We start from the raw sequence: 26,915 nt of genomic DNA, 5'->3' as shown, positions 1-26,915 counted from the left end.
CGTCTCCATTATGCGTGTCCGCGCTCGCGCCACCAGGCGATAAGCTGCAGGTAGTTGTCCCGTATGCGCGCCACCAGCTGCGCATCGTCAATATCGTGCTTCAGCCACGCGCGGGAGGCATCGCCGAACAGCGTGCGCCCCACGGCGAAGCCTTTCACCAGCGTCTGCCCCGCTGCCGCTTTAAAGTCGGCGCGCAGCTGTTCCGCCGGGGCGTCCAGACCGAGGATCACCACCCCGCGGCAGTGCGGATCCCGACGTTCGATAATCTCGCTCAGCGCCGTCCAGCCGTCGGCGGAGAGCGGCGGCAGCTTCCACCAGTCCGGGTAAATGCCGAGGTTGTAGAAGCGGGAGATGGCGCGCAGGTAGAGCTCGTCGCTGCGCGGCATGCTGGCGGGAAGGATCACCTCCAGCAGCAGCTCGTGCCCGGACCGGCAGCAGGCGTGATACACCTCGGCAATTTTCTGCTCCTGCTCCAGGCGCAGGCCGTGAGCGTCTTCCGGATGGAAAAAGACCAGACACTTCACCACGTGCTCCTGCGGCCAGCTGATGAGCTGGGTGCCAATGTTGCCATGCTCCATTTCCAGCGGACGCGAGCCCGGCAGCTCAATGGGGCGACCAATCCACCACCCCTCGCCGGTGATGGCGTTCAGCGCGTCCTGACCAAAGGTGCCGTCGCACAGCAGGCCAGCTTTGCCCTCCAGCCCGGCACGGCTCGCCGCCTCGCGGCTGGCCTGCAGGATCAACTGCTTCAGCGCCGGAATGCGCCCGATCGACGCGCTGCACTGCAGCGCCATATCCTCAAGCTGACTGCGGTGATCGAAGGCCATCACGCACAGCTCCGGCCACTCGCGGCGGCGGGTGGTCACCCGGTGGAGGTGGTTCAGACGCGGGTCGAGGTCCGGGCGCGGCACGTTCGCAGCGCGGGAGAGATAGTCATCCAGCTCGATTTTGCTCGGCATCGCCGGGGCGCAGCCGTGGCGCGAGACCACCAGCGCGCCGCAGGCGTTGGCATAACGACACGCCTGCTCCCAGCCCTCGTCGTTCAGGTAGCCGCGCAGCAGGCCGGACATAAACGCGTCCCCCGCGCCGAGGACGTTCAGCACCTCCACGAGCACGCCGGTCACCGTCAGGCCGTCGTCCAGCCGGGGCGGAATGGCGTCGGTATAGACCGAGCAGCCGAGGGCGCCGCGCTTGCAGACCAGCGTTGCGTCACTCACGGCACGCACCTGCCCCAGCGCCTGCAGGGTCTCCGTGCTGCCGCCCGCGATGTGAAACTCCTCCTCGGTGCCGACAATGACGTCGAAGAGGTGCAGCACCTCCTGCAGCTCGCGGGTGACCTTATCGGCGGCGATAAAGCGCGTTTCACCGTCGCCTAAGGAGGTCAGCCCCCACAGCACCGGACGGTAGTCGATGTCCAGCACCGTGCGCACGCCGTGACGGCGGGCATAGCCCAGCGCCGTCAGCACCGCATCGCGGGTCTGAGGATGAGAAAGGTGAGTCCCGGTGATGGCAAGACAACGTGCGGAGGCAATGTAGCTTTCGTCCACATCGCTGGCCGTAATGGCCATATCCGCGCAGTTATCGCGATAAAAAATCAGAGGAAAGGTGTCCCGGTCTTTAATGCCGAGTAGCACCAGCGCCGTGAGGCGGTCTTTATCGGTGATCAGATGGCTGGTATCACAGCCCACCTGGTTAAGCTCTTCCCGCAGGAAGCGGCCCATATGTTCATCGCCGACGCGCGCCAGCATCGACGAGCGCAGGCCCTGGCGTGCGGTGCCGTACGCCACGTTGCCGGACGAGCCGCCGAGGTATTTGGCAAAGCTCGACACATCCTCCAGACGGGCACCAATCTGCTGACTGTAGAGGTCTACCGCCACGCGGCCCATGCATATCACATCAAACTGCTTTTCCACGTTGATACCTCATCAGACAATGTCGTTCACGTTCAGCCAGCGGCCTTCCCGGTGCGAGAGCGCGATCGCGTCCAGCACGCGCGACACCTTCCAGCCCTCTTCGAAGTCCGGCCACATCGGCACGTCGGCGGCAATCCCGTCCACCAGGTCGCGCACCTCCACCGTTTTTTGATCGTTAAAGCCTATCCCGTGGCCTGCGCCCATGCAGAACGCGGCGTAGTCGGGGTGTGCAGGGCCGACGAGTAAGGTGCGGAATCCCTGACGGTTAACCGGATCGTCATGCAGATAGAGCTTCAGCTCCGCCATGCGCTCCTGGGTGAAGCTGATGGCGCCTTTCGTCCCGGTAATGACGTACGACAGCCCCATCTTGCGGCCGCAGGCGACGCGGGAGGTTTCAATCACGCCCTGCGCCCCGCCCGCGAAGCGCACCATCGCGTGGGCCTGATCCTCGTTTTCGACGGCAACCATGTCCGACGAGCCGGCCTTCGCCGGGCGTTCCGGGACCACGATCTTCAGGTCGCCGCAAACCTGCTCAATCTCCCCGACCAGGTACTGGGCCATGTTGACGATATGCGCCGCCAGGTCGCCCAGCGCCCCCAGCCCGGCGGTCTCTTTAAAGCAGTGCCAGTGAATGGGCGAGCGCGGGTCGGCCATATAGTCTTCGTTGTGGGTGCCGTAGAAGTGGATCACCTCGCCAATCTCGCCGCGGGCGATAATCTCCTTCGCCAGTTGCGCCGTCGGGTTTTTCATGTAATTGAACCCCACCAGCGTTTTCACCCCGGCCCGCTTCGCGGCGTCGACCATCTCGCGCGCGTCGTGGGCGTTCAGCGCCAGCGGCTTCTCCGAGTAGACGTGCTTGCCGTGGCGGATCGCCTCCAGCGCCATCTCTTTATGCAGATGGTTGGGTGAGCAAATATCCACCACGTCGATCGCCGGGTCGGCCACCAGTGCCCGCCAGTCGCCAGTGGAGCGGTTGAAGCCAAACGCCTGCGCGCGCGCTGCCGCCAGCTCCGGCGTGACTTCGGCCACCATCTCGCGCACCAGCCTGCCGCGCAGGTTGAACACCGTCGGGGCCTGGGCATAGGCGATAGCGTGCGCCTTGCCGATATACCCGGTGCCAATCAATCCAATACGAACCTCTTTCATCGTGATCCTCACAGTGCGCCGCGACGGCTCTTGGCGTAGGTATCAAACGCCACCGCCAGAACGATAATTAATCCGGTGATAATCTGCTGGTAGTAGGCCGAGACGTTCATCAGCACCAGGCCGTTAATCAGAATCCCCATGATGATGGAGCCGATGATGGTGCCGCCGATGCGCCCGTAGCCGCCCATCAGCGAGGTGCCGCCAATCACCACCGAGGCGATGACGCGCAGCTCAAAGGAGATCCCGGCCACCGCCTCGGCGCTCCCCAGACGCGCGCTCAGAATGAAGCCCGCCAGCCCCGCCAGGCAGCCAATCAGCACGTAGACGCTGACCAGCACGCGCTTGACGTTCACCCCCGCCAGGCGCGCCGCCTCCGGGTTACCGCCGATGGCGTAGACGAAGCGGCCCCAGCGGGTTTTATGCAGCGCCAGATAGCCGCCGAGGGCGACGATGGCGAAGATCCAGATCGGAATGGAGATGCCGAGCAGCTCCCCGCGCCCCCACCAGCGGTAGCCCTGATCGAAACCGGCAATCGGCGCGCCGTCGTTGATCACCAGCGTCAGGCCGCGCCAGATGGTCATCCCGCCGAGGGTCACGATGAACGGCGGCAGGCGCAGGCGGGTCACACCCAGACCGTGCAGGAAGCCAATCGCCGTGCCCATCGCCAGGCAAATCCCGAGCCCAATCAGCCAGCTCATGCCGCCCCAGGCGTTCGGGTCGACGGTGGTGAAGTTGTCGCCCTTAATTACGTACGCCGCGGTCATTGCGCAGACCGCCAGAATGGAGCCCACGGAGAGGTCAATCCCGGCAGTCAGGATGACGAAGGTCATCCCCACGGCCATGATCCCGTAGATGGAGACTTCGGTCAGGATGTTGAAAATATTGCGTTCAGAGAAAAAATTACTGTTCTGCGACTGGAAGAAGATCAGCAGCAGGATCATGAAAATCAGGACCCCGAAGCGCTCGAAGAAGGCGATGGGATCGATGCGTCCGGCGCGTTTGACCGGGGCCTGCGTTTTAGAAATCATCTGCGTCATGAGAAACTCCGTTATGCCGCGTTCAGGGCGTTGTGGTTGATGGCCATCATCGTCATCAGCCGTTCTTCGTTAGCATCGTCACCGTGGATCTCGCCGGTCACTCGCCCTTCGCTCAGGGTGATGATCCGGTCTGACACCGCCATCACTTCAGGCAGATCGGAGGAGATCACGATCACCGCCACGCCCTTTTTCGCCATGTCAAACAGCACCTGGTGCACTTCCGATTTGGTCCCCACGTCGATGCCGCGCGTCGGCTCATCAACGATCAGCACCCGCGGGTTGAGCGCCATGCAGCGCGCGAGGATCACTTTTTGCTGGTTACCGCCGGAGAGCTTGCGCACCTCCTGCGCGCTGTTGACCATTTTGATCTGCAGCGCCTTGCGGTAGGACTCGATCAGATCGTCCTCTTTGCGGGTGTTCACGAACCAGCGCCACTGCAGCAGCGAGGAGAGGCAGGAGAGCGACAGGTTGTCGCGAATCGACAGCCCCAGCACCGCCCCCTCTTTTTTGCGGTCTTCCGGCACCAGCGCCACGCCCTGGTCAAGGGCATAGAGCGGGTCGCGCGGCTGGTACGGTACGCCATCCAGTTCAAAGCTGCCCGAGGTAAAGGCATCTGCGCCAAACAGGCAGCGGGCCACTTCGGTGCGCCCGGCGCCCACCAGTCCGGCAATGCCTAAGACCTCCCCGGCGTGGACGTGGAAGCTGATGTCGTGCAGGGCGATGCCGTGCGGATCCAGCGGCGGCTTTTCGCGGCTCAGCCCCTTCACCGCCAGGCGGACGGGTTTGTCCTCATGATGGGTTTCGCTGGCGGGACGGCGATTAAAGGCCACGTCGCGCCCGACCATCAGGCGGATCAGCTGTTCGACGTTGGTCTCCGCCACCGCACCGGTGCCGGTAAAACGGCCGTCCTGGAAAACGGTGAAGCGGTCGCAGAGCTGGAAAACTTCGTGCAGGCGGTGGGTGACATAGATAATGCTCACGCCACGGTTTTTAAGCTCGCGCACCACGCGGTGCAGGCTTTCCACCTCGCTGTCGCTCAGCGCGGCGGAAGGTTCGTCCATAATGATTAGCCGGGCGTTGAGGGTCAGCGCCCGGGCGATCTCCACCATCTGCTGCTGGGCAACACTCAGGCGGGCGACCGGGGTGGTCGGTGCAACGTTCAGCTGCAGATAGTCGAGAATGACCTGCGCCTCCTGATTGACCGCCTTTTCGTCGACGATCAGGTTACGTTTACGCGGCTCTCGCCCGAGAAACATGTTTTCCGCGACGGTCATGTTGGGCAGCAGGTTGAATTCCTGATAGATGGTGATAATGCCCTTGTTCTGCCGTTCCACCGGGGAGTCGTCCACCGGCAGCGTTTCGCCGTTGAACCAGATCTCCCCGCGGGTTTGCGGCTGCGCCCCTGCGAGCGCCTTCAGCAGCGTGGATTTACCCGCCCCGTTTTCCCCCAGCAGGGCGTGGATCTCGCCCGCGCCGACGGTCAACTGGGCGCTGCTTAACGCCCAGACGCCGGAAAAGCTTTTTGCCAGGTCGGTCACTTTCAGTAAGGGTTGCGACATCGGTCTGCTCCTCCTTTAGAGTGAGCCGCCGCGCCAGCGGCGGCTGCGGATAAATCAGTTACCGGCCTCACCGATACGCTCAGCCTGCTGCAGGTTCTCTTTGGTGATCAGCGTCGGCGGGTAGTCGGCCCCGGTGATGGCTTTTTTCTCGCGCACGTTGGCCACCAGCTGGCTCATCGCCGTCTGCACCGCAAAGCCCGGACGCTGATCCGCCGTCACCGCCAGCCAGCCGTCGCGCACGCGGGCCAGCGCTTCCGGTACCGCATCAAAGCCGGTGACCAGAATTTCGCCCGGCTTCACGCCCTGGCTCTGCAGGGCTTCAATCGCCCCCAGCGCCATGTCGTCGTTGGCGGAGAGGATCACCTGAGGACGCTTCGGCAGCGAGGGCAGCACGCTTTCTACGATGCGCATCCCTTCAGAACGCATCCAGTTGCCGGTCTGATCGGCGACGATCTTGTACTTATCCCCGCCTGCCTTCAGGCTGTCGCGGATCCCTTTGGTGCGTTCGATGTTGGAGGAGGAGCCCGGCTGGCCGGTCAGCAGAATGATCTCCGCCCCGTCGGGGAATTTGGTTTTGACGAAGTCGCCAATCGCCTGGCCGCCTTTGTAGTTGTTGGCACCAAAGTGCGGCACCTTCTTCTGGCTGTCGACGGAGCGGTCAAGGGTGACCACCGGCAGCTTCGCATCCTGAATTTCATCCACCGCGCTGGAGACCGCGTTCACGTCGTTCGGGGAGACGATAAAGCCCTGCGCGCCGCGGGTGATGGCGTTTTCCAGGTCAGCCACCTGCTTCGGTGAACTGCCCTGCCCGTCCAGCACCTGAAGCTTCACGCCCATCTCTTTTGCGGCTTTTACCGCCGTGCGCTGCATGTGAACTTCAAACGGCATGGCCAGGTTTGGCGTACTGAAAACAATTTGCTCGTTTTCGGCGAGGGCGGCCCCGGACGTCATGGCGATGAGGGCGGCTACGATCAGTTTTTTCATTATTATGTCTCTCTGTGTAGGGTTGTGGTGTTTAGAGGACGATCTCGCGCTGGCTGCGCAGTGACTCCAGCGCTTTATCCGCAAGGTACAGCGCACGTTCACCATCATCGCCGCTGCAGTCAGGCACCGCTTCGCCGCGGAGGACCGCGACAAAGTGTTCCCATTCCGCGGCGTAAGCGGATTTGTAGCGCTGCAGGAAGAAGTGTTCCGGCAGCGCGCTGGTGCAGCCCTGTTTGCCGTAGTGCTGCACCTGGTTTTCCAGAATGTTGCCCGCGCACAGCAGCCCTTCGGAGCCGTGCAGCTCCAGACGCTGGTCGTAGCCATACGAGGAGCGGCGGCTGTTGACGATGGTCGCCATCGCGCCGGAAGCGTATTTCAGGACGATAAACGCGGTATCGATATCCCCTGCCTCGCCAATCGCCGGATCCACCAGGTTGCTGCCCTGGGCATACACCGACACCGGCTCTTCGCCCATGATGAAGCGGGCCATGTCAAAATCGTGAATGGTCATATCGCGGAACATGCCGCCGGAGACGCGCACGTACTCCGCAGGCGGTGGAGACGGATCGCGGGAGATGATCAGCAGCGATTCCGGCTTGCCGATGCGCCCGGCCTGCACGTCGGTTTTCACGCGGCGGAACTGCGGGTCAAAGCGGCGGTTAAAGCCGATAAACAGCGGCACGTCGTACTCTTTGACCACCTTCAGGCAGTCGCGCACGCGGGCAAGGTCGAGGTGGACCGGCTTTTCGCAGAAGATGGCCTTGCCGTGGCGGGCGGCCATTTCAATCAGGTCCGCGTGGGTATCGGTCGCGGAGGCGATCAGCACGGCGTGAACGTTAGGGTCGGTCATCGCCTCCTCCAGGCTCTGCTGGCGGGCCTGATACTGCGCGGCGAGACGGGTGGCAAATTCCTGATTCGGGTCAACCACGGACCAGAGCGTGGTCGCGGCGTGGCTGGCGATGTTAGCTGCATGTACCTGGCCAATTCGGCCAGCGCCCAGTAAAGCAATGTTAAACATAACGGCTCCCGGTGTTGGTGAATGCTGTGAACTAACGACCCTATAAATAAAACATTTATTTCATTTTTATAAATAGTGAAAATTATATTTTTGAGTGTAGGTTAACACTTTTGAGATGAATGAGATAAATTTTGTTATCAATCTCACAACATGGGAGGACATACAGCAGCTCCCCTCACCCCGGCCCTCTCCCCAAAGGGGCGAGGGAGAAAAGAGTGCGCCACACCATCCCCTCCCCCCTTTGGGGAGAAGGTTAGGGTGAGGGGAAAATGAAATGAAAATTTCGTTACGGCGGAAAATCTTAATACTGACGGGCTTTTTTCACCTGCGCCTGGGTTTGCTCAGCGGCCTCACGCACGGCAGACGATTCCGCCACCTGCGCATCACCGGTTCGCCACCAGGAGGCGTAGTCGTGGGTCATGGTCTTCGGCAGCACCTTGATGTCCAGCAGCGTCGGGCCCGGATGGGTGCGCGACGCCTCCAGCGCCGCCAGCAGGGTTTGCTCGTCGTGCACCCGCCACGCGCGGCAGCCGTAGCTCTCCGCGTTTTTCGCAAAATCGACCTTCACCAGCGGCCCGTCAAGCCGTCCGGTTTCCGGGTTGCGATGGCGGTTTTCCGTGCCAAAGCTTCCCATGCCATGCCCCATCTGCAGGTTGTTAATGCAGCCGAAGCTGGCGTTATCAAACAGCAGAACGGTGACCTTAATCCCCTCCTGAACGGCGGTTTGCAGCTCGGAGTGCAGCATCATGTAGGAGCCATCCCCCACCATGGCGTATACCGGCTGCTCGGGTCGGGCAAGCTTCGCGCCGATGGCTGCCGCAATCTCGTAGCCCATGCAGGAGTAGCCGTACTCCAGGTGATAGCTGTCCGGCGTTTTGACCTGCCAGAGGCGCTGTAAATCGCCCGGCAGCGAACCGGCCGCGCCCACCACGATGGCGTTATCTTCAATATGCTGGTTGATCAGCCCCAGCACCCGCGTCTGGGTCAGGCGGGTGTTGAGCGTCTCGCCGTACTCCGCCAGCTGCGCGTCCAGGTGCCCCGCCACTTCGGGCGCGTCGTCAGGGCGCCACTGGCGATCCCACAGGCGACGGCACTCGTCGCGCCAGGCGGATTTCGCCCCGGCGATCGCCTCTCCCCAGCCGCTGCGGTAATCACCGAGCGAGTGGGTCAATGCCTGGAGTCCGGTTTGGGCATCGGCAATCAGCGCCGTGGCGTCCAGCTTCAGGGCGTCAAACTCGGCCACGTTCAGCAGCAGAAATTCGACGTCCGGATGGGAAAAGAGCGCCTTGGAGCCGGTGGTAAAGTCGGTCAGGCGCGTGCCGATACCAATCACCAGGTCAGCCTGCGGCGCGAGCCGGTTGGCCGCCATTCCGCCCGTCACCCCTATGCCACCGAGGTTAAGTGGGTGGTCACTCACCAGCGCCCCCTTTCCGGCCTGGGTTTCGGCAAACGGCAGCTGCAGCGTCTCGACAAAGCCGCGAAACGCCTCATGCGCCCCGGAATAGCGCACTCCTCCGCCGCACACCACCAGCGGACGACGCTTGCGGGCGATCAGCGCCCGTGCCTGCGCCAGACGCTGCGGATCGGGCGGACGACGCTCGATGTGGTGCACGCGACGCGCGAAGAAGCTCAGCGGGTAATCCCACGCTTCCCCCTGCACGTCCTGCGGCAGGCAAATCGTCACCGCACCGGTATCAGCCGGGTCAGTAAGCGTTCGCATCGCGCTGAGCATCGCGCTCATCAGCTGCTCGGGACGGTTGATGCGGTCCCAGTAGCGGGAGACCGGACGGAAGCAGTCGTTGGTGCTGATGCTGAGATCGTGATACTGCTCGATCTGCTGCAGCACCGGGTCCGGCTGGCGGCTGGCATAGATATCGCCCGGGAGCAGCAGCAGCGGGATGCGGTTCGCCGTGGCGGTTGCCGCCGCCGTGACCATATTGGCGGCGCCCGGCCCGACGGAGGAGGTGACGGCAAAGATGCGCTGACGACGGTGCTGTTTGGCGAATCCCGTCGCCATATGGGCAATGCCCTGCTCGTTGCAGCCCTGCATCACCTGCAGATGACCGGGGTCCTGCTCCAGCGCCTGGCCGATACCCAGCACGTTGCCGTGCCCAAAGATGGTGGCGACGCCCTCCACGAAGGGCGTTTCGTTGCCGTCCACGCTAACGTACTGTTGATTAAGGAACCGGACCAGCGCCTGGGCCATGGTCATACGTTCGGTTTGCATAACGCCTCCTGTCAGCCCAGCGTCGGCATGGAGAACGCAGCGCCTGTCTCCTGCTGCATTTCCGGCCAGCGCGCGGTGATGGTTTTCATTCGGGTGTAGAAACGCACGCCGTCGTTGCCGTGGACGTTGAGCGCCCCGAAGATAGAGCGCTTCCAGCCGCCGAAACTGTGGAATGCCATCGGCACCGGGATTGGCACGTTGACCCCCACCATGCCCGCCTGCACCTCTTCGCAGAAGCGGCGCGCGCAGCCGCCATCGCGGGTGAAGATTGCCGAGCCATTACCATATTCATGGCGGTTAATCAGATCCACCGCGCTGGCGTAATCTGCTACGCGCACCACAGAAAGCACCGGGCCGAAAATTTCTTCTTTATAGATGGTCATCTCCGGGGTGACGTTATCGAACAGCGTCGGCCCGACGAAGTAACCCTGCTCGTGCCCCTTCACGCTGAAGCCGCGACCGTCCACGCGAAGTTTCGCTCCCTGCGCTTCCCCGCTGTCGATATAGCCCAGCACCTTGCTGCGGTGTGCGGAGGAGATAAGCGGTCCCATTTCGTTTTCCGGCGTCTGGTCAAGACCCGGTCCGACGCGCAGCGCGGCAATCTGTTTTTCCAGCCGGGCGCAGAGGTCATCGGCGGTGTTATCCCCCACCGCCAGCACCACCGAGAGCGCCATGCAGCGTTCCCCCGCCGCGCCGTAGGCCGCGCCCATGATGGCGTTGGTCGCCATCTCCATGTCCGCATCCGGCATTAAAATGCAGTGATTTTTCGCGCCGCCCAGCGCCTGGCAGCGCTTACCGCGGGTGGAGGCGGTCTGGTAAATGTATTCCGCAATCGGCGTGGAGCCGACAAAGCTCACCGCCTGCACGCGCGGGTCGGTCAGGAGCACGTCAACAGACTCCTTATCGCCCTGCACCACGTTGAAGACGCCGTCCGGCAGGCCGGCCTCTTTCAGCAGCTGCGCCAGCGCGAGCGCGAGTGAAGGATCTTTTTCCGACGGCTTCAGCACGAAGGTGTTGCCGGTCGCCAGCGCAATCGGGAACATCCACATCGGCACCATAGCCGGGAAGTTAAACGGCGTGATCCCGGCGCAGACCCCGAGCGGCTGCATCAGCGAGTGGCTGTCAACGCCGGTACCGACGTTCGCCGAGTGTTCGCCCTTTTGCAGATGCGGAATACCGCAGGCAAACTCCACCACCTCCAGGCCGCGGGTCAGCTCGCCCACCGCGTCGGAGAAGACCTTGCCGTGCTCTTCGCTGATGAGGCGGGCCAGGCGATCCATGTTCTCTTCCAGCAGCGCTTTGAAGCGGAACATCACGCGCGCGCGCTTAAGCGGAGCATGCCGCGCCCACGCCGGAAACGCCTGCTGCGCGGCGGCAATCGCCTGCTCCGTTTCCTGTGCCGTACTCATCACCACCTGGCGGATCTGCTCGCCGGTGGCCGGGTTGAAGATCGCCTGAACGCGCTGGCCTGAACCGGTGACACATTCGCCGTGAATAAAATTCGCTACCGTCTCCATCCTTAACCTCTCGCTGTTGATACGTGACTGTGACCTGAACACTGTGTACTGACCACTATATATGAAACAAATATTCCATTTTAAGTTGAAATAAAATAAATGATGATTATTGTGATCAAGGATGGATTTTTATGTTAACAGCCAGCACCACTGACGCAGCGTGCGCTATTAAGGGATTTCGGGCGAGGAAATGACTGAAGCTTCTGTTTCATTTTTGCTGCCAGATGGATGGCCGACATTTAAAAGACGCGGTTTTGCGTTTAGAATCATATGACTGTATTTGGGGGATAAGATGACGACAGCAACCAGCCTGAACGAACTGCAGCAGCAAATCCGCGATCGCTACGATAGCCTGAGCAAGAGGCTGCAGCAGGTCTCCCGCTACGTGCTGGACAATACCAACAGCGTGGCCTTCGATACGGTTGCCGTCATTGCCGAGCGCGCCGACGTGCCGCCCTCGACGCTGATCCGCTTTGCTAATGCCTTTGACTTCACCGGCTTCAACGAAATGAAACAGCTGTTTCGCATGAACCTGGTGGAGGAGACCGCCAGCTACAGCGACCGCGCCCGACTGTTCCGCGAGATGGAGAGCGAGGCCGTGCCGGAAACGCCGCTCGATATCCTGCAGGAGTTCGCCCGTTCAAACGCGCAGGCGCTACAGCAGCTGGCCGCCCGCGCCGAGCCGGAGATGCTGGAGCGCGCGGTACAGCTGCTGGCCGATGCCGACACCATCTACATCGCCGGACTGCGTCGCTCCTTTAGCGTTGCCGCGTATCTGACCTACGCCCTGAGCCACCTGGAGTGTCGCCCTATCCTACTCGACGGGATGGGCGGCATGCTGCGCGAGCAGATCAGCCGCATTAAGGCGCGCGACATCGTGGTGTCGATCAGCTTCTCGCCGTACGCGGAAGAGACGGTGATGGTCAGCGAAACCGCCGCCAGCGTCGGCGCGCGGCAGATCGTGATTACGGACAGCCAAATCAGCCCCCTGGCGACGTTCAGCGATCTCTGCTTTGTGGTGAAAGAGGCGCAGGTGGACGCGTTTCGGTCTCAGTCGGCAACGCTGTGCCTGGTGCAGTCGCTGGTGGTAGCGCTGGCGTATCGGTTAGGTGGCGGGGAGAAATAGCCCAATGCACTTTGGTGGGCCGGGTAAGGCATAGCCGATACCCGACCGCCTGAAGAGCATCAGCCAGACATTAACGGCTCCTTATCTCGGGGCAATCAGAATAACTGACGGAAGAGAGGGAATTCAGACGTTGCCCCGTAATCTGTAACACCCGCAGTAAAAGCATAATGCCGCAGCGGGTATCAGGGTCGTTAAGCATGGTGAACACCTGCCGAAGCGAGACATCCCCTTCCCGGTTTATTTGCTCTCCCCACGCCATGCGTAGCGCGGTTCCCCCTTCCCAGCCGACGGTCACGACATCTTGAAAAACGCCAGCCAGTTTTTCGACCATCGCGCTATCGGCCATTTCCAGCAGGTCTGCGACGACGGCGAGCAGATCAACCAGATTATTCAGGCGATTGCCCGCCATAAGCGGGGCAAGGCTTTTTAGTATCTGTTCCTGGTCACTCATCAGAACATCCCCCTCACGACGCCCCAATACAGTCCACGGTTAAAACCGTTTCGCAGCATGCCGCCGAGTTTTGTCGCAGGCGTGGGGGTCACGTCATTGCGATAGTCATATACCAACGGCATGCCGGCCCAGAGCCCCATCTGCGCGACGGCCTGAACCCGTCCATCATAATGGTTACCGCTTCCGGGCGGTCTGCCGTACAGCTCCGCCACAATGTTGTCAGCAATGATGGGCGCCTGGTTGTGGCACGACCCTCCCGCTTTACTGATCGGCAGGTCAACGGTATCGCCGATCACATACACGCCTTCTAAGCCGTAGACGCCGAGCGTCTGGTGATCCGTCGGCAGCCAGCCTTCACCGTTCTGAACCTCACTCAGTCCCGTATTACGCACCGCTTCAACCGCCCTGATGGGAGGCGTTGCCATCAGGATGTCGAAGTTCTGTGAATCGCCCTCGGTGGAATAGGCAATTTTGCTGTCAGGATCGACATGGCTTAAGGTAAAACCGCGCTGATGCTGTATTCCTTTGGCAGCAAAAATATCGCCCAGCGCCTCCCCCACCGGACGCTGCAGGAACAAACAGTTTCGCAGCAGCTGCGCGACGGTCGGATAGGTATAAACAATCTCAACCTGATTACGCACCCCACGCTGGCGCAGATAGTCGTCAACCATCAGCGTGGTTTCAATAGGGGCAATGCCGCACTGGTGGGGAACATTCGGCGTTTCAGGAAAAGAGACGGTAATAAATATTCGCCCCTTTTTGATGGTGGAGAGCTTATGCGCTAATTGTCTGGCCGCCGCATATTGATAAAAATGGTCGCCCGCTTCGGCAAGGCCGGGGATTTTTTGTGTAAAAGGTGTGCAGCCGGTAGCAATAACCAGCAGGTCCCAGTCGTAATATCGTTTACTGGCACCGTACAGTCGACGCTGCTTAAAATCGAAAGATTCAATCCTGTCGGTAATAAATTGAATTTCAGGACTCAGTAACTGCCGTTCAGGCCGGGCCAGCTCATGATGATGGAAGAGGTTAAAGGCGACGTACATAAAGGCGGGTTTGTAGTAATGCACCGGTGATTCGGAAATCAGTATCAGCTCTACCTGACCGGCAGCAATTTCACGTCGTAATTTTCTGGCCAGCAGGTTGGCGACAATTGTTCCTCCCGTGCCGCCGCCGACAATCATTATGCGGTTTTTCATTCCTTTATTCGCTCATGGTAGTGAATGGGAATTCACGTAACCAGACCGCTTCACTGTTACGCTCAGCTAAAGGGTAGTAACAGAGCAATATTCCGCAACATAGCCTTTCACGAGAAATTTATTTTTGATAACCACATCATTATTTATAAAATATACTGCAAAATATAATTTATATCCCTATAACGCAGTCTCTTTTCATTACCATTATTCGCCAAAGAGCAGCTTTGTGTACTTTTTAGATACCGCACCGGAGCGCTGTCCGTTCGCGCCATAATAGCGATCTTCACGGCACAGTCGCTCCTTCACATCGCAGAAAATACCGTTGGCAAAGGTGAATTCGGTCAGATCGACATTGCTCGACGTGAACACCTCGTTTGCAGCAGCCTTCTTACCGAGATACGTCTCTGTCAACGCGCGGGATAATCCCTTGTCATTGGCGCATACATATCGGTCGCAGAGCACGCCCGATACTGGCGACTTGAGCCTGGCGGGGGTCCTGGCCTGGGCGGACATGGCGGACACGGCCAGCAGTGCGGCCACAGAGCATGCGAGTATTGATTTGTTCAAGATGATAATCTCCGTTGGTTAATGAGTGTCGGCTTTACGCCGGGCGCGGTGGAACCATCATGAGGGTGAAAAACCCTGGAGGGTTCTGAGTTTCAGCAGGAAATGCCCCGTATGGCTTTTTGTTGACCTAACAGTTGTCGAAAGTTCGGCTCGGAGGCAATTGTAAGGGCCCTATCCTGGTTAGGTCCAGTGTGAGCAAGGAGCGGATCTACAGTTATGCTATTTTTATCAACAGTGCATGTCTTTCCCACAGTACTTCAGCCGGCACTACGGGCAAGCTCATCTATTTTGGTGCCAAAAACCCGATGATAGTTAACACTCTTGATAACTTGAGCACCGAGAGACTCATAAAACTTCTGCGCCAATGGGTCTGCTGCAACAGATAACCAATCGAGTTGTAAACACCCCCGCTCTTGTGCTCGACAGGCTATAAAACTCATCAGCTTTCTACCAACTCCAGTCCTTCTGAAAGGTGCAGAAACAAAAAGCTCTTTGATAAACATTTGCCCGCTGAAACGTGGTGAAGGGTACATCACTGATACACATGAAAACGCAGCTATTACTCCATCAAAAACCACTTTGTGAACTTCGGTATTAGAGTCGACGGCAAAGACCTTATCCCTCAGATATGCGGTCATGTCATTCCTGGACAAGCAAAGCTCCTGATTATAGTAGTTTTCCATCTCGAGAAAAATATCAACTAAATCAGGATATTCGTGTGGTTTGCAGATGGTAATGTTCACGCATGCCTCCTTAAGCAAAATATATCAATTTAAAATTAATATAAAAGAAATAAAGCTATATCTATAAAGTTTCTATCGCAAATTGTTAAAATAACGCAGTTGTTCCATAGTTGATTAAAGCATTTTTAGCGAGGAGCGACGCTGACCTTTCATGTTTGTACGATTTACTCTCTGGCCTGATCTAACGTAGGTATCTTAACTACAGGAACTCACTAGCATGATCGGAGATTGCATATGCTGATATATAACGTTTTTGGACGGCATATTGGCGTTCAACGTAAGCATGATCGGTGGCTGGTATTTCGTGCTGACCTGACGGAGAGAAAGTTTTCTCGACTCTATGACATCGCTATTCCAGACGATATGACTGAAGGCGAGATTGCCGACTGGCTGGGTGACATTTTCCATGAAGCCGCAACCGATCGTCATCCAAATGTGGTACGCATCGAATAAGGATTGAATGGATAGCATTACGTTGCGCCCGCTCCAGGCACTCACCTGAGATGGTGTTGTCAGCCACCGCCCAAAAAAAAGCCCGCAATCCGCGGGCTTAGAGATAATTTAGAACCTGTTAGTACCAGACATTTCCTGTTAGGAAATCATTCCCACTCAATCGTAGCCGGTGGCTTACCACTGATGTCATACACCACGCGGGAAATACCGTTCACTTCGTTGATGATGCGGTTAGACACGCGGCCTAAGAAGTCATACGGCAGGTGCGCCCAGTGCGCGGTCATGAAGTCGATGGTTTCCACCGCACGCAGGGAAACAACCCAGTCGTACTTACGGCCATCGCCCATCACGCCGACGGAGCGAACCGGCAGGAACACGGTGAACGCCTGGCTTACCTTGTTGTACAGGTCAGCTTTGTGCAGCTCTTCGATGAAGATCGCGTCCGCGCGACGCAGCAGGTCGCAGTACTCTTTCTTCACTTCGCCCAGCACGCGCACGCCCAGACCCGGGCCCGGGAACGGGTGACGGTAGAGCATGTCGTACGGCAGACCCAGTTCCAGACCGATCTTACGCACTTCGTCTTTGAACAGCTCGCGCAGCGGTTCAACCAGACCCATCTTCATCTCTTTCGGCAGGCCGCCCACGTTGTGGTGAGATTTGATGACGTGTGCTTTACCGGTGGCGGATGCCGCGGATTCGATCACGTCAGGGTAGATGGTACCCTGCGCCAGCCACTTCACGTCGTCCAGCTTCAGCGCTTCTTCGTCGAACACTTCCACGAACACGCGGCCGATGATCTTACGTTTCGCTTCCGGATCGTTCTCGCCTTTCAGCGCGTCCAGGAAGCGCTGCTCGCCTTCTACGTGAACGATGTTCAGACCGAAGTGGTCGCCAAACATGTCCATAACCTGCTGGGCTTCGTTCAGGCGCAGCAGGCCGTTATCCACGAACACGCAGGTCAGGTTTTTACCGATGGCGCGGTGTAGCAGCATCGCGGTCACGGAGGAGTCCACGCCGCCGGAGAGGCCGAGGATCACTTTGTCATCGCCAACCTGCTGGCGGATACGCTCAACGGCGTCGTCGATGATTTTTGCCGGGGTCCACAGGGCTTCACACTGGCAGATGTCACGCACGAAGCGCTCCAGCATGCGCATACCCTGACGGGTGTGGGTCACTTCCGGGTGGAACTGCACACCGTAGAAGCGTTTTTCTTCGTTCGCCATGATGGCAAACGGGCAGCTCTCGGTGCTGGCAACGGTGACGAAGTCAGACGGGATAGCGGTGACTTTGTCGCCGTGGCTCATCCACACGTCCAGCAGCGGTTTGCCGTCTGCGGTCAGGGAGTCTTCGATACCGCGCACCAGCGCGCTGTCGGTCACCACTTCTACCTGCGCATAGCCGAACTCACGCTCGTTAGAACCTTCTACGTGGCCGCCCAGCTGCATTGCCATGGTCTGCATACCGTAGCAGACGCCGAATACCGGCACGCCAGCTTCGAACACGTACTGCGGCGCGCGCGGGCTGTTCTCTTCGGTGGTGCTTTCCGGGCCGCCGGACAGGATGATGCCGCTTGGATTGAATTCGCGAATCTGTGCTTCCGTGACATCCCACGCCCACAGCTCACAGTAAACGCCCAGTTCACGTACGCGACGCGCCACCAGCTGAGTGTACTGAGAACCGAAGTCCAGGATGAGAATGCGATGTTTATGAATGTTTTCCGTCATTGACGCTAATTCCGAGGCAAGTGAAACAAAAACAGAGCGCCCGGCAGAAGCCGGGCGCGGAAACTTATCAGGAGCCCAGACGGTAGTTCGGGGACTCTTTGGTGATCGTCACGTCGTGAACGTGGCTCTCCTGGATACCCGCACCGCTGATGCGTACGAATTCCGCTTTAGTACGCAGCAGGTCAATGGTACCACAGCCGGTCAGACCCATACAGGAGCGCAGGCCGCCCATCTGCTGGTGAATGATCTCTTTCAGACGGCCTTTATAGGCAACGCGACCTTCGATACCTTCCGGTACCAGTTTGTCAGCGGCGTTATCGGTCTGGAAGTAACGGTCAGAGGAACCTTTGGACATCGCGCCCAGGGAGCCCATGCCGCGGTAGGATTTGTAAGAACGGCCCTGGTAGAGTTCGATTTCACCCGGGGATTCTTCGGTACCGGCCAGCATGGAGCCTACCATCACGGCAGCTGCGCCAGCGGCGATGGCTTTCGCGATATCGCCAGAGAAGCGGATACCGCCGTCAGCGATAACCGGAATACCGGTTCCTTCCAGCGCTTCAACCGCGTCAGACACGGCGGTGATCTGTGGAACGCCCACGCCGGTCACGATACGCGTAGTACAGATAGAGCCAGGACCGATACCCACTTTCACCGCGCTGCAGCCAGCGTCAGCCAGCGCGCGAGCGCCTGCGCCAGTGGCCACGTTACCGCCGATGATCTGCAGGTCAGGGTATTTGGCACGGGTGTCGCGAATACGCTGCAGAACGCCTTCGGAGTGGCCGTGAGAGGAGTCAATCAGCAGGACGTCAACGCCCGCAGCAACCAGCGCGTCAACGCGCTCTTCGTTACCAGCACCTGCGCCTACCGCAGCGCCAACGCGCAGACGGCCATGCTCGTCTTTACAGGCGTTCGGTTTGCGTTCTGCTTTCTGGAAATCTTTAACGGTGATCATGCCGCGCAGGTGGAAGTTGCTGTCAACAACCAGCGCTTTTTCAACGCGTTTTTCGTGCATTTTTGCCAGCACTACGTCGCGGGTTTCACCTTCGCGAACGGTGACCAGACGCTCTTTTGGCGTCATGTACACGCTGACAGGCTGGTTCAGGTCAGTCACGAAACGCACGTCACGACCGGTAATAATACCGACCAGCTCGTTCTCTTCGGTCACCACCGGGTAACCGGCGAAGCCGTTACGCTCGGTCAGGGCCTTCACTTCGTGCAGCGTGGTGGTTGGCAGAACGGTCTGTGGGTCGGACACGATACCGGATTCATGTTTCTTCACGCGGCGAACTTCTTCCGCCTGACGTTCGATAGACATGTTTTTGTGAATAAAGCCAATGCCACCTTCCTGTGCCAGGGCAATAGCCAGGCGCGCTTCAGTCACGGTGTCCATTGCCGCAGAGAGCATAGGAATGTTCAGGCGAATGGTTTTCGTCAACTGCGTGCTGAGATCGGCAGTATTCGGCAGAACGGTGGAGTGAGCGGGAACGAGGAGGACGTCGTCAAACGTCAGTGCTTCTTTAGCGATACGTAGCATGGGCAATATCTCTGACCTGGGTGGTTAAATATTGCCGTGGCATTATACAGAGCGTAACCGATTGCATCCACACTTTTTTAAAAAAAATGCTTGCGCTCACCTCTCAGCAGGTTACTATCGACTGAATAACTTGCTGATTTAGAATTTGATCCCGCTCACATGTTATCCTCTCAATCCCCCTCAATTTATACCGTCAGCCGCCTGAATCAGACGGTGCGTTTGCTGCTTGAGCAGGAAATGGGGCAGGTCTGGATCAGCGGTGAGATCTCTAACTTCACGCAGCCCTCCTCCGGTCACTGGTACTTTACCTTAAAAGACGACACCGCCCAGGTGCGCTGCGCGATGTTCCGCAACAGCAACCGCCGCGTGACGTTCCGCCCTCAGCACGGCCAGCAGGTTCTGGTGCGTGCCAATATCACCCTGTATGAGCCGCGCGGCGACTATCAGATTATCGTAGAGAGCATGCAGCCTGCGGGTGAAGGCCTGCTGCAGCAGAAGTATGAGCAGTTAAAAGCCAGGCTCTCTGCCGAGGGACTGTTCGATCAGCAGTACAAAAAGAAGCTGCCCTCGCCTGCCCACTGCGTAGGTGTCATCACCTCGAAAACCGGTGCGGCACTGCACGATATTTTGCATGTACTCAAGCGTCGCGACCCTTCCCTGCCCGTCATCATTTACCCGACCGCCGTGCAGGGTGACGATGCGCCGGGCCAAATTGTGCGCGCCATTGAGCTGGCAAACGCCCGTCAGGAGTGCGACGTATTAATCGTCGGGCGCGGCGGTGGCTCGCTGGAAGATCTGTGGAGCTTTAACGACGAGCGCGTGGCGCGGGCAATCTTTGCCAGCCTTATCCCCGTGGTGAGCGCCGTCGGCCACGAAACGGACGTAACGATAGCCGATTTTGTGGCGGATCTACGCGCGCCTACCCCGTCCGCGGCGGCGGAAGTGGTCAGCCGCAACCAGCTGGAGCTGCTGCGTCAGATTCAGAACGGCCAGCAGCGTCTTGAGATGGCAATGGACTACTTCCTTGCCAACCGTACCCGGCGCTTTACCCAGCTTCATCACCGTCTTCAGCAGCAGCACCCGCAGCTGCGTCTGGCGCGTCAGCAGACCGTGCTGGAGCGCCTGCGTCAGCGCATGAACGTGGCGGTGGACGCGCAGCTTAAGCGCGCGGTATCGCGCCAACAGCGCGTGACGCAGCGCCTGAACCAGCAGAACCCGCAGCCGAAAATTTATCGCGCGCAAACGCGGATCCAGCAGCTGGAGTATCGTCTGGCAGAGACTCTCCGCGCCCGACTGAGCACCACCCGCGAACGCTTTGGCAATGCGGTGACCCACCTTGAAGCGGTCAGCCCCCTCTCCACGCTGGCGCGCGGCTATAGCGTGACGACGGCGACGGACGGCAAGGTGCTGAAGCAGACCAAACAGGTAAATATCGGCGATGTGCTGACGACGCGTCTTTCCGACGGCTGGGTAGAAAGCGAAGTGAAATCAATTAAACCGGTGAAAAAGACGCGTCAGCGTAAAACCGGATAATTCTTCGCCGGTTACTTACTATACTGCTGCTATTCCCTTTTTTAATAAGGAGAGCAGCATGCCCCATCTTTATAGCGTTATACCCCCTTATATTCTTCGTCGTATTATCGAAAGCGGTTCCGAGCCGCAGCAGCGCTGTGCCCGCCAGACCTTAACCCACGTCCAGACGCTGATGGCCCACATGCCCGGCAAACCCGCCGCGCCGCACGTGAATAAAGCCGGACAGCTGGAGCGCGATATTTACGACGCGAAGCAGACCCAGGAGCTGCCGGGTACGCAGGTGCGTTACGAAGGCCAGCCGTCGAACGGCGATGTAGCGGTGGATGAAGCTTACGATTATTTGGGTATTACCCATGATTTCTTCTGGAAAGAATATCAGCGCAATTCGCTCGATAACAAAGGGCTTATTTTAACCGGCACCGTTCACTACGGTCGGGAATATCAGAACGCCTTCTGGAATGGGCAGCAGATGGTATTTGGCGACGGCGACGGGGAAATATTTAACCGCTTTACCATCGCCATCGACGTGGTGGCGCACGAGCTGAGCCACGGCGTGACCGAGACCGAAGCCGGTCTTATCTATTTTGAGCAGTCGGGCGCGCTGAATGAGTCGCTGTCGGACGTGTTTGGCTCGCTGGTGAAGCAGTACCATCTGAAGCAAACCGCCGATAAAGCGGACTGGCTGATTGGTGAAGGGCTGCTGGCGAAAGGGATCAACGGTAAAGGGCTGCGCTCAATGTCTGAACCCGGCACCGCCTACAACGATCCGCTGCTCGGCAAAGACCCGCAGCCCGCGCACATGAAAGATTTCATTAAAACGCGCGAGGATAACGGCGGCGTTCATCTCAACTCCGGCATCCCCAACCGGGCATTTTATCTGGCCGCGACGGCGATCGGCGGCTACGCCTGGGAAAAAGCGGGTTATGCCTGGTACGACACGGTTTGCGATCGCAATCTGGCGCAGGATGCAGATTTTGAGGCCTTCGCAAAACTGACGATCGCGCACGGAGAGAAACGCTCCGGCGGCGACGCTGGGGCGGCCATTAAACAAGCCTGGGAACAGGTGGGAGTGTTGTAAATGCAGGTTCCGGAACTGACGGATGACGCCGTGGTTGAGCTGGCTCGGGAAGGCGGCGTCGCTTATATTCCTAAGCTGAGCGGCCAGCGCACCATCGCGCTTTCCTCGCTCAATGAGGCCCAGCGCCAGCGTCTGGTGAGCATCCTGGAGCAGGCCTTTCCGCGCGGTCAGCCGCCGGGACAGGCCTCGTCACCCGGCAGCGGCGACCAGCGCTATTTCCGCATCCAGATTATCTGGACCGGGCAAAATCAGGCGCACTACGCCGATATCATCGTGCTGGTACCGGAGCAGGAAGCGCCCGAGTCGCTGGTCGAGCTGTGGAAGAAAGGCGAAGGCTGCGTGTGCGATTAACCTTCGGCCCGAACAAACTCCACGCGTTTTTTAGAGATAAGACCGTGGCCGTTCTGGCAGAAGTAGTCCACCGCCCCGCAGGCTTTTAAGACCTGGAGTGGCTGATGACACTCCGGGCAGCGGGCTTCAAGCGCAATATCCTTATTACAGCTCTCGCAGTGTGCCACCCCGTTCACGGGCTCAAGCGGTGCCTGGCAATCCGGGCAGGTAATCGTCATGGTGACTCCTTCAAAGCGTTGAGGTCTGCGATAATTTTACCACGTTGCGTTCAGTGCGGGCCACGCAGCTGTTGCTGCAAGGTCAGCAGCAGCTCAACTTCCTCGATTCGGCGGCGCGTCGTGCGGCTCACCTCGTGCGGATCCCGTTCAAACAGGCTGTTGGCGCCCAGGATCTGCTCTGCAAGACAGTGCTCGTAGATTGTGCCGGGAATTGTCCAGCATTGCCGCGTGTCGCCATCGATCATCTCCAGTACATCTTCAGCGCCGCGCCGGTCGTAACTGATGGTCCGCCCGTCACGCAACCAGAGCCGTAAGCCTTTTTGCCCGCCAGCGGGTCCCGCATATTTATTAAGCCAGATATCCACCGGCACGCCGCTGATGCGGCCCTGCAGATGCGCCTCGCCCTCCGCCGTGGTCAGGTCGCCTTTTGCGGTATCGCGGCCCAGGCGGTCTTTAGCCGTCACCACCTGCAACGTCATCTCATCATTCCCTCCCAGATAACGCACCGTTTCGCGCAGCATCGCCAGCACGTGCGTACCGATATCCAGAATCACGCCGTCCGGGTGGCGAAGCGTACGGGTGTCCGGCTCGCCGGTGGCAAAGTTAAGCGCGATGGGTTGCCCAGCGGCGTTAACTCCGCTCGGCTCCTGCAAAAAGCCGTCGATTTTGACGATGTCAGAGACATTGCCAACCAGCGACCGCTTCACCGTTTCGATGCGCGCCATCCAGTGATCGAGCGCCAGCACGCGGGATGCGACGTTGGGGTTTGCCAGCAGCGCGTTGAGCTTTTCGATTTGGGACAGCGTGGCGACAATCGGTTTTTCAACTACGATGCGGGAAACCGATGAGGCGAGAGCGTGTTCAAGCACCTCAAGATGGTGCAGCGACGCCGTGGTAATAAACAGGGTATCAAGCGGCTGGGAGAGGAGTTCAGCCAGTGTGGCGCAGCGCGTTACCCCCTCCGGCTGTTTTACGGGCTGGATATCAAAGCCTAAACAGTGAGGGGGATTATCAAAGCATTTTCGTATTGCGGGCAGGTAAGCTGTTTCAACGACTGCGCCAAGACCCACAAACCCTAACAGCATATTCTTACCTCGTTGAGTAAATTGCCGGGGCATAACGCCGCCCCGGCAAGCTCGAGGTTTATGAGGCGTTAGCTGCCGGTTTAGTCTGCGCATTTTCCAGCATGCGGCGTACCGGAACAATGAGGACGATCAGTACCGCGGCACAAATCAGCAGCGCGACGGAGCAGCGCGCAAAGAGATCCGGCAGCATATCCAGCTGGTCGGCCTTCACGTGGCCGCCAATCAGGCCCGCCGCCAGGTTACCCAGCGCGCTCGCACAGAACCACAGCCCCATCATTTGGCCGCGCATTCTCTCCGGCGCCAGCAGCGTCATGGTCGCCAGGCCAATCGGGCTCAGACACAGTTCGCCGAGCGTCAGCATCAGGATGCTGCCCACCAGCCAGAACGGCGACACGCCCGCCCCACCGTTGCTCAGCACGTTTTGTGCCGCCAGCATCATCAGGCCAAAGCCTGCTGCGGCACACAAAATACCGATAACAAACTTGGTGATGCTGCTCGGGCGAATGTTCATGCTCGCCAGCTTCGGCCACGCCCAGCTGAACACCGGTGCCAGCAGGATGATGAACAGGGCGTTGATTGACTGGAACCACACCGCCGGGATTTCAAAATCGCCGATCATGCGGTTAGTGTAGTCGTTGGCAAACAGGTTGAATGAGGTTGGCTTCTGTTCAAACGCGGACCAGAAGAACGCCGCGGAGATCAGCAGAATAAAGCAGACCAGCAGTCTGGCGCGCTCTTTACGGTTCAGACCCGCAAAAACAAACAGATAAATGAAGTAGAGGGCAACGGACGCCGCGATCACGTAGACCAGCACGCTGGCCACCGCGACCGGGTTAATCACAATCACGCCCTGCGCAATCAGCGTTACGATCGTTGCCACGCCAGCCGCCAGCGCCAGCAGCCAAACGCCCACGCCGTTACGCTTCACCACCGGGCTGTTCCAGGTTGAGTCGAGGCCAACTTCGCCGTCATAGCGTTTCATGGCCGGAACGGCAAACACGCGGAAGATAATCAGCGCCACCAGCATCCCGATACCGCCAATGCCAAAGCCCCAGTGCCAGCCGTGGGTTTTAATCAGCCAGCCGGAAATCAGCGGCGCGATGAACGAGCCCATGTTGATACCCATATAGAACAGCGAGAAGCCGCCGTCGCGACGCGCGTCGCCTTTTTTATACAGGGTACCGACCATCACTGAAATACAGGTCTTGAACAGCCCGGAGCCGAGCACGATGAACATCAGGCCGATAAAGAACAGGTTGTTCCCCATCACCGCCGAGAGCGCAATCGACAGGTGACCGAGCGCAATCAGAATCGAACCGTACCAGACGGCTCTCTGCTGACCGAGCCAGTTATCGGCCAGCCAGCCGCCCGGCAGCGCGGCCAGGTACATGGTACCGGCAAAGATACCGACAATCGCCGAGGCGTTTTCACGCGCCAGGCCCATCCCGCCGTCATAGACGGTGGCGGCCATAAACAGGATCAGTAGCGGACGAATGCCGTAAAACGAGAAACGCTCCCACATCTCGGTGAAGAACAGGGAACCGAGCGGATACGGATGGCCGAAGAACGTTCGGCTCTCTTTTTGATTAACAGTGGATTGCATAATTCTCCCGAAAGGTATGTCGTCGTGCTTGTAAACACCAGCAGGTACGCCGGCCAGTTACGTATCTGGCCGATTTTTTACGTGCGGCGAAAAGTTAGTTAACCATTTGATAACCAGGCGCTAGTTTTGTCTAGTACCGGACCCTGGACTTTAAGATGAAAATTCGACGATTGTCTACTTTCTTAGATTTAAACATGGTTAAAAGTGAATAGTGATTGACTTCACACTGAGAAAACCGGCGGTATGATTCGGCAAAAAAAAGCCCGCGATAATCGCGGGCTTTCATGAGAGCGGCAAAGCTTATTTGCTTTTCTTAATGTGCTTAATCAGGCGTTTACGCTTACGCATCTGATTTGGCGTCAGGGTGTTGCGCTTGTTGGCGAACGGGTTTTCCCCTTCCTTGAACTGGATACGGATAGGCGTGCCCATCACGTCCAGCGATTTACGGAAGTAGTTCATCAGGTAGCGCTTGTAGGAATCCGGCAGGTCTTTCACCTGGTTGCCATGGATCACCACGATTGGCGGGTTATAACCACCGGCGTGGGCATATTTCAGCTTCACGCGACGGCCGCGCACCAGCGGCGGCTGATGGTCTTCTGCAGCCATGTTCATGATGCGCGTCAGCATCGCGGTGCTCTGACGACGGGTGGAGCTGTCATACGCTTCACGCACGGATTCGAACAGGTTACCGACGCCGCTACCGTGCAGCGCAGAGATGAAGTGCACGCGGGCAAAGTCGATAAAGCCCAGACGGAAGTCGAGGGTCTCTTTCACCTGCTCACGAACCTCGTTGCTCAGGCCATCCCATTTGTTGACCACGATAACCAGTGAGCGCCCACTATTGAGGATAAAGCCGAGCAGAGAGAGGTCCTGATCGGAGATCCCTTCGCGTGCGTCGATGACGAGCAGCACAACGTTGGCATCTTCGATCGCCTGCAGAGTTTTGATAACGGAGAATTTTTCCACCACATCGGTGATTTTCCCGCGCTTACGCACCCCGGCGGTGTCGATGAGGACATATTCACGCTCATCGCGCTGCATAGGGATGTAGATACTGTCGCGGGTGGTGCCCGGCATGTCGTAAACGACCACGCGCTCTTCACCCAGAATACGGTTAGTAAGCGTAGACTTACCTACGTTTGGACGGCCCACGATTGCCAGCTTGATCGGCAGATCCTGCGGGTTGAAGTCGTCTTCAGGCTCTTCTTCTTCGCCCTCTTCTCCGTCTTCGAACTGCGCCCAGTATTCAGCGTCTTCGTCTACTTCTTCCGGCGGGTTCACTTCGTCAACCCACGGCAGCAGAACGGTTTCCAGCAGGCTGGTGACGCCACGACCATGCGATGCCGCAATCGGGTAGATTTCACCCAGGCCCAGAGACCAGAAATCCGCGATGGCCTGATCGGCATCGATGCCGTCGGTTTTGTTCGCCACCAGGAAGGTCGGTTTTTCGCGTGAACGCAGGTGCTTAGCGATAGCGGAGTCCGCCGGCATCAGGCCAGCGCGAGCGTCCACCATAAACAGCACCACATCCGCTTCTTCAATCGCCAGCAGCGACTGTTCCGCCATGCGGGTTTCAACGCCGTCTTCTGTGCCGTCAATACCACCGGTATCAATACAGATGAACTCGCGTCCTTCCACCTCTGCACGACCGTACTTACGGTCACGCGTCAGCCCCGGGAAATCCGCAACCAGCGCATCACGGGTGCGTGTTAAACGGTTAAAAAGAGTGGATTTTCCAACGTTAGGGCGCCCGACAAGCGCGACCACAGGTACCATGTTTGAAGCCTCATAAAATTCAAAATAACGTCGCTTTCGCGGCGTTTTTAAAAATGTCAAAACGGCTCCTGAGTGA

23 protein-coding genes are annotated in these 26,915 nt (G+C 58.7%); 5 read left to right on the top strand and 18 right to left on the bottom strand.

The window, feature by feature from the left end; genetic code table 11:
* Positions 1-8: 8 nt before the first annotated feature.
* From iolC to ACDO57_RS00425, 8 genes are all read right to left on the bottom strand, one after another.
* Positions 9-1,913: a 5-dehydro-2-deoxygluconokinase gene (iolC, locus tag ACDO57_RS00460; protein WP_370883392.1), complete on the bottom strand. Its 1,905-nt coding sequence runs from the start codon at positions 1,911-1,913 to the stop codon at positions 9-11.
* A gap of 12 nt (positions 1,914-1,925) precedes the next feature.
* Positions 1,926-3,059 (bottom strand): Gfo/Idh/MocA family protein, encoded by a 1,134-nt coding sequence (locus tag ACDO57_RS00455; RefSeq protein ID WP_024907544.1) that lies wholly within the window; start codon positions 3,057-3,059, stop codon positions 1,926-1,928.
* Positions 3,060-3,067: 8 nt separating this feature from the next.
* Entirely contained in the window at positions 3,068-4,096 is a 1,029-nt protein-coding gene (locus ACDO57_RS00450; RefSeq protein ID WP_008502116.1) for an ABC transporter permease, read from the bottom strand.
* A gap of 11 nt (positions 4,097-4,107) precedes the next feature.
* Positions 4,108-5,655, bottom strand: a complete 1,548-nt coding sequence (locus ACDO57_RS00445) for a sugar ABC transporter ATP-binding protein (RefSeq protein WP_021241823.1) — start codon at positions 5,653-5,655, stop codon at positions 4,108-4,110.
* Positions 5,656-5,709: 54 nt separating this feature from the next.
* Positions 5,710-6,639: a sugar ABC transporter substrate-binding protein gene (locus ACDO57_RS00440; RefSeq protein WP_008502118.1), complete on the bottom strand. Its 930-nt coding sequence runs from the start codon at positions 6,637-6,639 to the stop codon at positions 5,710-5,712.
* 31 nt (positions 6,640-6,670) lie between these two features.
* Positions 6,671-7,657, bottom strand: coding sequence for an inositol 2-dehydrogenase (iolG, locus tag ACDO57_RS00435; protein ID WP_157189565.1), 987 nt, complete (start codon positions 7,655-7,657; stop codon positions 6,671-6,673).
* Between the two features lie 301 nt (positions 7,658-7,958).
* A complete protein-coding gene (gene iolD / locus ACDO57_RS00430) occupies positions 7,959-9,884 on the bottom strand; it encodes a 3D-(3,5/4)-trihydroxycyclohexane-1,2-dione acylhydrolase (decyclizing) (RefSeq protein ID WP_370883391.1) in 1,926 nt (641 codons plus the stop codon).
* An 11-nt stretch (positions 9,885-9,895) separates the two neighbouring features.
* Entirely contained in the window at positions 9,896-11,401 is a 1,506-nt protein-coding gene (locus ACDO57_RS00425; RefSeq protein ID WP_370883390.1) for a CoA-acylating methylmalonate-semialdehyde dehydrogenase, read from the bottom strand.
* 292 nt (positions 11,402-11,693) lie between these two features.
* On the opposite strand from ACDO57_RS00425, the gene ACDO57_RS00420 reads away from it, so the two are divergent.
* Positions 11,694-12,527 (top strand): MurR/RpiR family transcriptional regulator, encoded by an 834-nt coding sequence (locus ACDO57_RS00420; protein WP_023338648.1) that lies wholly within the window; start codon positions 11,694-11,696, stop codon positions 12,525-12,527.
* 70 nt (positions 12,528-12,597) lie between these two features.
* Here ACDO57_RS00420 and ACDO57_RS00415 read toward each other — a convergent pair whose 3' ends face one another.
* From ACDO57_RS00415 to ACDO57_RS00400, 4 genes are all read right to left on the bottom strand, one after another.
* Entirely contained in the window at positions 12,598-12,978 is a 381-nt protein-coding gene (locus ACDO57_RS00415) for a hypothetical protein (RefSeq protein ID WP_370883389.1), read from the bottom strand.
* Positions 12,978-14,174 carry an NAD(P)/FAD-dependent oxidoreductase gene (locus tag ACDO57_RS00410; RefSeq protein ID WP_370883388.1) on the bottom strand — a complete coding sequence of 399 codons (1,197 nt, stop codon included), beginning with the start codon at positions 14,172-14,174 and terminating at the stop codon, positions 12,978-12,980. Before ACDO57_RS00410 ends, ACDO57_RS00415 begins: the two co-directional genes overlap by 1 nt.
* Before the next feature lie 204 nt (positions 14,175-14,378).
* Complete coding sequence (locus ACDO57_RS00405) at positions 14,379-14,714, bottom strand: YcgJ family protein (RefSeq protein WP_323138570.1); 336 nt, start codon at positions 14,712-14,714, stop codon at positions 14,379-14,381.
* A gap of 284 nt (positions 14,715-14,998) precedes the next feature.
* Positions 14,999-15,484, bottom strand: a complete 486-nt coding sequence (locus ACDO57_RS00400) for an N-acetyltransferase (RefSeq protein ID WP_024908663.1) — start codon at positions 15,482-15,484, stop codon at positions 14,999-15,001.
* 234 nt (positions 15,485-15,718) lie between these two features.
* Between ACDO57_RS00400 and ACDO57_RS00395 the strand changes: the two genes are divergently transcribed.
* A complete protein-coding gene (locus ACDO57_RS00395) occupies positions 15,719-15,937 on the top strand; it encodes a hypothetical protein (RefSeq protein ID WP_024908662.1) in 219 nt (72 codons plus the stop codon).
* 146 nt (positions 15,938-16,083) lie between these two features.
* Here the strand turns inward: ACDO57_RS00395 and guaA are convergent, their stop codons facing one another.
* Both guaA and guaB read right to left on the bottom strand, forming a co-directional pair.
* Entirely contained in the window at positions 16,084-17,661 is a 1,578-nt protein-coding gene (gene guaA, locus ACDO57_RS00390; RefSeq protein ID WP_024908661.1) for a glutamine-hydrolyzing GMP synthase, read from the bottom strand.
* Between the two features lie 67 nt (positions 17,662-17,728).
* Positions 17,729-19,195, bottom strand: a complete 1,467-nt coding sequence (gene guaB, locus ACDO57_RS00385) for an IMP dehydrogenase (protein ID WP_008502128.1) — start codon at positions 19,193-19,195, stop codon at positions 17,729-17,731.
* A 159-nt stretch (positions 19,196-19,354) separates the two neighbouring features.
* Between guaB and xseA the strand changes: the two genes are divergently transcribed.
* Genes xseA through ACDO57_RS00370 form a run of 3 tightly spaced genes read left to right on the top strand, consistent with a single transcriptional unit; the run spans position 19,355 to position 22,157 of the window.
* Positions 19,355-20,728 carry an exodeoxyribonuclease VII large subunit gene (xseA, locus tag ACDO57_RS00380; protein WP_370883387.1) on the top strand — a complete coding sequence of 458 codons (1,374 nt, stop codon included), beginning with the start codon at positions 19,355-19,357 and terminating at the stop codon, positions 20,726-20,728.
* 58 nt (positions 20,729-20,786) lie between these two features.
* On the top strand, positions 20,787-21,806 hold the full coding sequence (locus ACDO57_RS00375; RefSeq protein WP_370883386.1) for a M4 family metallopeptidase: 1,020 nt from the start codon (positions 20,787-20,789) through the stop codon (positions 21,804-21,806).
* Complete coding sequence (locus ACDO57_RS00370) at positions 21,807-22,157, top strand: protealysin inhibitor emfourin (protein WP_021241848.1); 351 nt, start codon at positions 21,807-21,809, stop codon at positions 22,155-22,157.
* On the opposite strand, the gene ACDO57_RS00365 is transcribed toward ACDO57_RS00370, so the two are convergent.
* From ACDO57_RS00365 to der, 4 genes are all read right to left on the bottom strand, one after another.
* Positions 22,154-22,375, bottom strand: a complete 222-nt coding sequence (locus tag ACDO57_RS00365; protein WP_148768817.1) for a zinc ribbon domain-containing protein — start codon at positions 22,373-22,375, stop codon at positions 22,154-22,156. The genes ACDO57_RS00370 and ACDO57_RS00365 overlap by 4 nt on opposite strands.
* A gap of 50 nt (positions 22,376-22,425) precedes the next feature.
* A complete protein-coding gene (locus ACDO57_RS00360) occupies positions 22,426-23,460 on the bottom strand; it encodes a Gfo/Idh/MocA family oxidoreductase (protein ID WP_370883385.1) in 1,035 nt (344 codons plus the stop codon).
* A gap of 58 nt (positions 23,461-23,518) precedes the next feature.
* Positions 23,519-25,063, bottom strand: coding sequence for a peptide MFS transporter (locus tag ACDO57_RS00355; RefSeq protein WP_024908656.1), 1,545 nt, complete (start codon positions 25,061-25,063; stop codon positions 23,519-23,521).
* Between the two features lie 300 nt (positions 25,064-25,363).
* Positions 25,364-26,839 carry a ribosome biogenesis GTPase Der gene (gene der / locus ACDO57_RS00350; protein WP_024908655.1) on the bottom strand — a complete coding sequence of 492 codons (1,476 nt, stop codon included), beginning with the start codon at positions 26,837-26,839 and terminating at the stop codon, positions 25,364-25,366.
* Positions 26,840-26,915 lie beyond the last annotated feature (76 nt).

The organism is Enterobacter cloacae complex sp. 2015409, assembly GCF_041365315.1.
Classification (GTDB): domain Bacteria; phylum Pseudomonadota; class Gammaproteobacteria; order Enterobacterales; family Enterobacteriaceae; genus Enterobacter; species Enterobacter pseudoroggenkampii.
Note: the sequence above shows the minus strand (reverse complement) of the source record. Positions and strands in the feature narration are given on the sequence as shown.

What these genes read in the sequence shown, in the direction of transcription:
- ACDO57_RS00455 (WP_024907544.1), bottom strand. Translation starts at nt 3,059, where the DNA reads ATGAAAGAGGTTCGTATTGGATTGATTGGCACCGGGTATATCGGCAAG.
- ACDO57_RS00450 (WP_008502116.1), bottom strand. Translation starts at nt 4,096, where the DNA reads ATGACGCAGATGATTTCTAAAACGCAGGCCCCGGTCAAACGCGCCGGA.
- ACDO57_RS00445 (WP_021241823.1), bottom strand. Translation starts at nt 5,655, where the DNA reads ATGTCGCAACCCTTACTGAAAGTGACCGACCTGGCAAAAAGCTTTTCC.
- ACDO57_RS00440 (WP_008502118.1), bottom strand. Translation starts at nt 6,639, where the DNA reads ATGAAAAAACTGATCGTAGCCGCCCTCATCGCCATGACGTCCGGGGCC.
- iolG (WP_157189565.1), bottom strand. Translation starts at nt 7,657, where the DNA reads ATGTTTAACATTGCTTTACTGGGCGCTGGCCGAATTGGCCAGGTACAT.
- iolD (WP_370883391.1), bottom strand. Translation starts at nt 9,884, where the DNA reads ATGCAAACCGAACGTATGACCATGGCCCAGGCGCTGGTCCGGTTCCTT.
- ACDO57_RS00425 (WP_370883390.1), bottom strand. Translation starts at nt 11,401, where the DNA reads ATGGAGACGGTAGCGAATTTTATTCACGGCGAATGTGTCACCGGTTCA.
- ACDO57_RS00420 (WP_023338648.1), top strand. Translation starts at nt 11,694, where the DNA reads ATGACGACAGCAACCAGCCTGAACGAACTGCAGCAGCAAATCCGCGAT.
- ACDO57_RS00415 (WP_370883389.1), bottom strand. Translation starts at nt 12,978, where the DNA reads ATGAGTGACCAGGAACAGATACTAAAAAGCCTTGCCCCGCTTATGGCG.
- ACDO57_RS00410 (WP_370883388.1), bottom strand. Translation starts at nt 14,174, where the DNA reads ATGAAAAACCGCATAATGATTGTCGGCGGCGGCACGGGAGGAACAATT.
- ACDO57_RS00395 (WP_024908662.1), top strand. Translation starts at nt 15,719, where the DNA reads ATGCTGATATATAACGTTTTTGGACGGCATATTGGCGTTCAACGTAAG.
- guaA (WP_024908661.1), bottom strand. Translation starts at nt 17,661, where the DNA reads ATGACGGAAAACATTCATAAACATCGCATTCTCATCCTGGACTTCGGT.
- guaB (WP_008502128.1), bottom strand. Translation starts at nt 19,195, where the DNA reads ATGCTACGTATCGCTAAAGAAGCACTGACGTTTGACGACGTCCTCCTC.
- xseA (WP_370883387.1), top strand. Translation starts at nt 19,355, where the DNA reads ATGTTATCCTCTCAATCCCCCTCAATTTATACCGTCAGCCGCCTGAAT.
- ACDO57_RS00375 (WP_370883386.1), top strand. Translation starts at nt 20,787, where the DNA reads ATGCCCCATCTTTATAGCGTTATACCCCCTTATATTCTTCGTCGTATT.
- ACDO57_RS00370 (WP_021241848.1), top strand. Translation starts at nt 21,807, where the DNA reads ATGCAGGTTCCGGAACTGACGGATGACGCCGTGGTTGAGCTGGCTCGG.
- ACDO57_RS00365 (WP_148768817.1), bottom strand. Translation starts at nt 22,375, where the DNA reads ATGACGATTACCTGCCCGGATTGCCAGGCACCGCTTGAGCCCGTGAAC.
- ACDO57_RS00360 (WP_370883385.1), bottom strand. Translation starts at nt 23,460, where the DNA reads ATGCTGTTAGGGTTTGTGGGTCTTGGCGCAGTCGTTGAAACAGCTTAC.
- ACDO57_RS00355 (WP_024908656.1), bottom strand. Translation starts at nt 25,063, where the DNA reads ATGCAATCCACTGTTAATCAAAAAGAGAGCCGAACGTTCTTCGGCCAT.
- der (WP_024908655.1), bottom strand. Translation starts at nt 26,839, where the DNA reads ATGGTACCTGTGGTCGCGCTTGTCGGGCGCCCTAACGTTGGAAAATCC.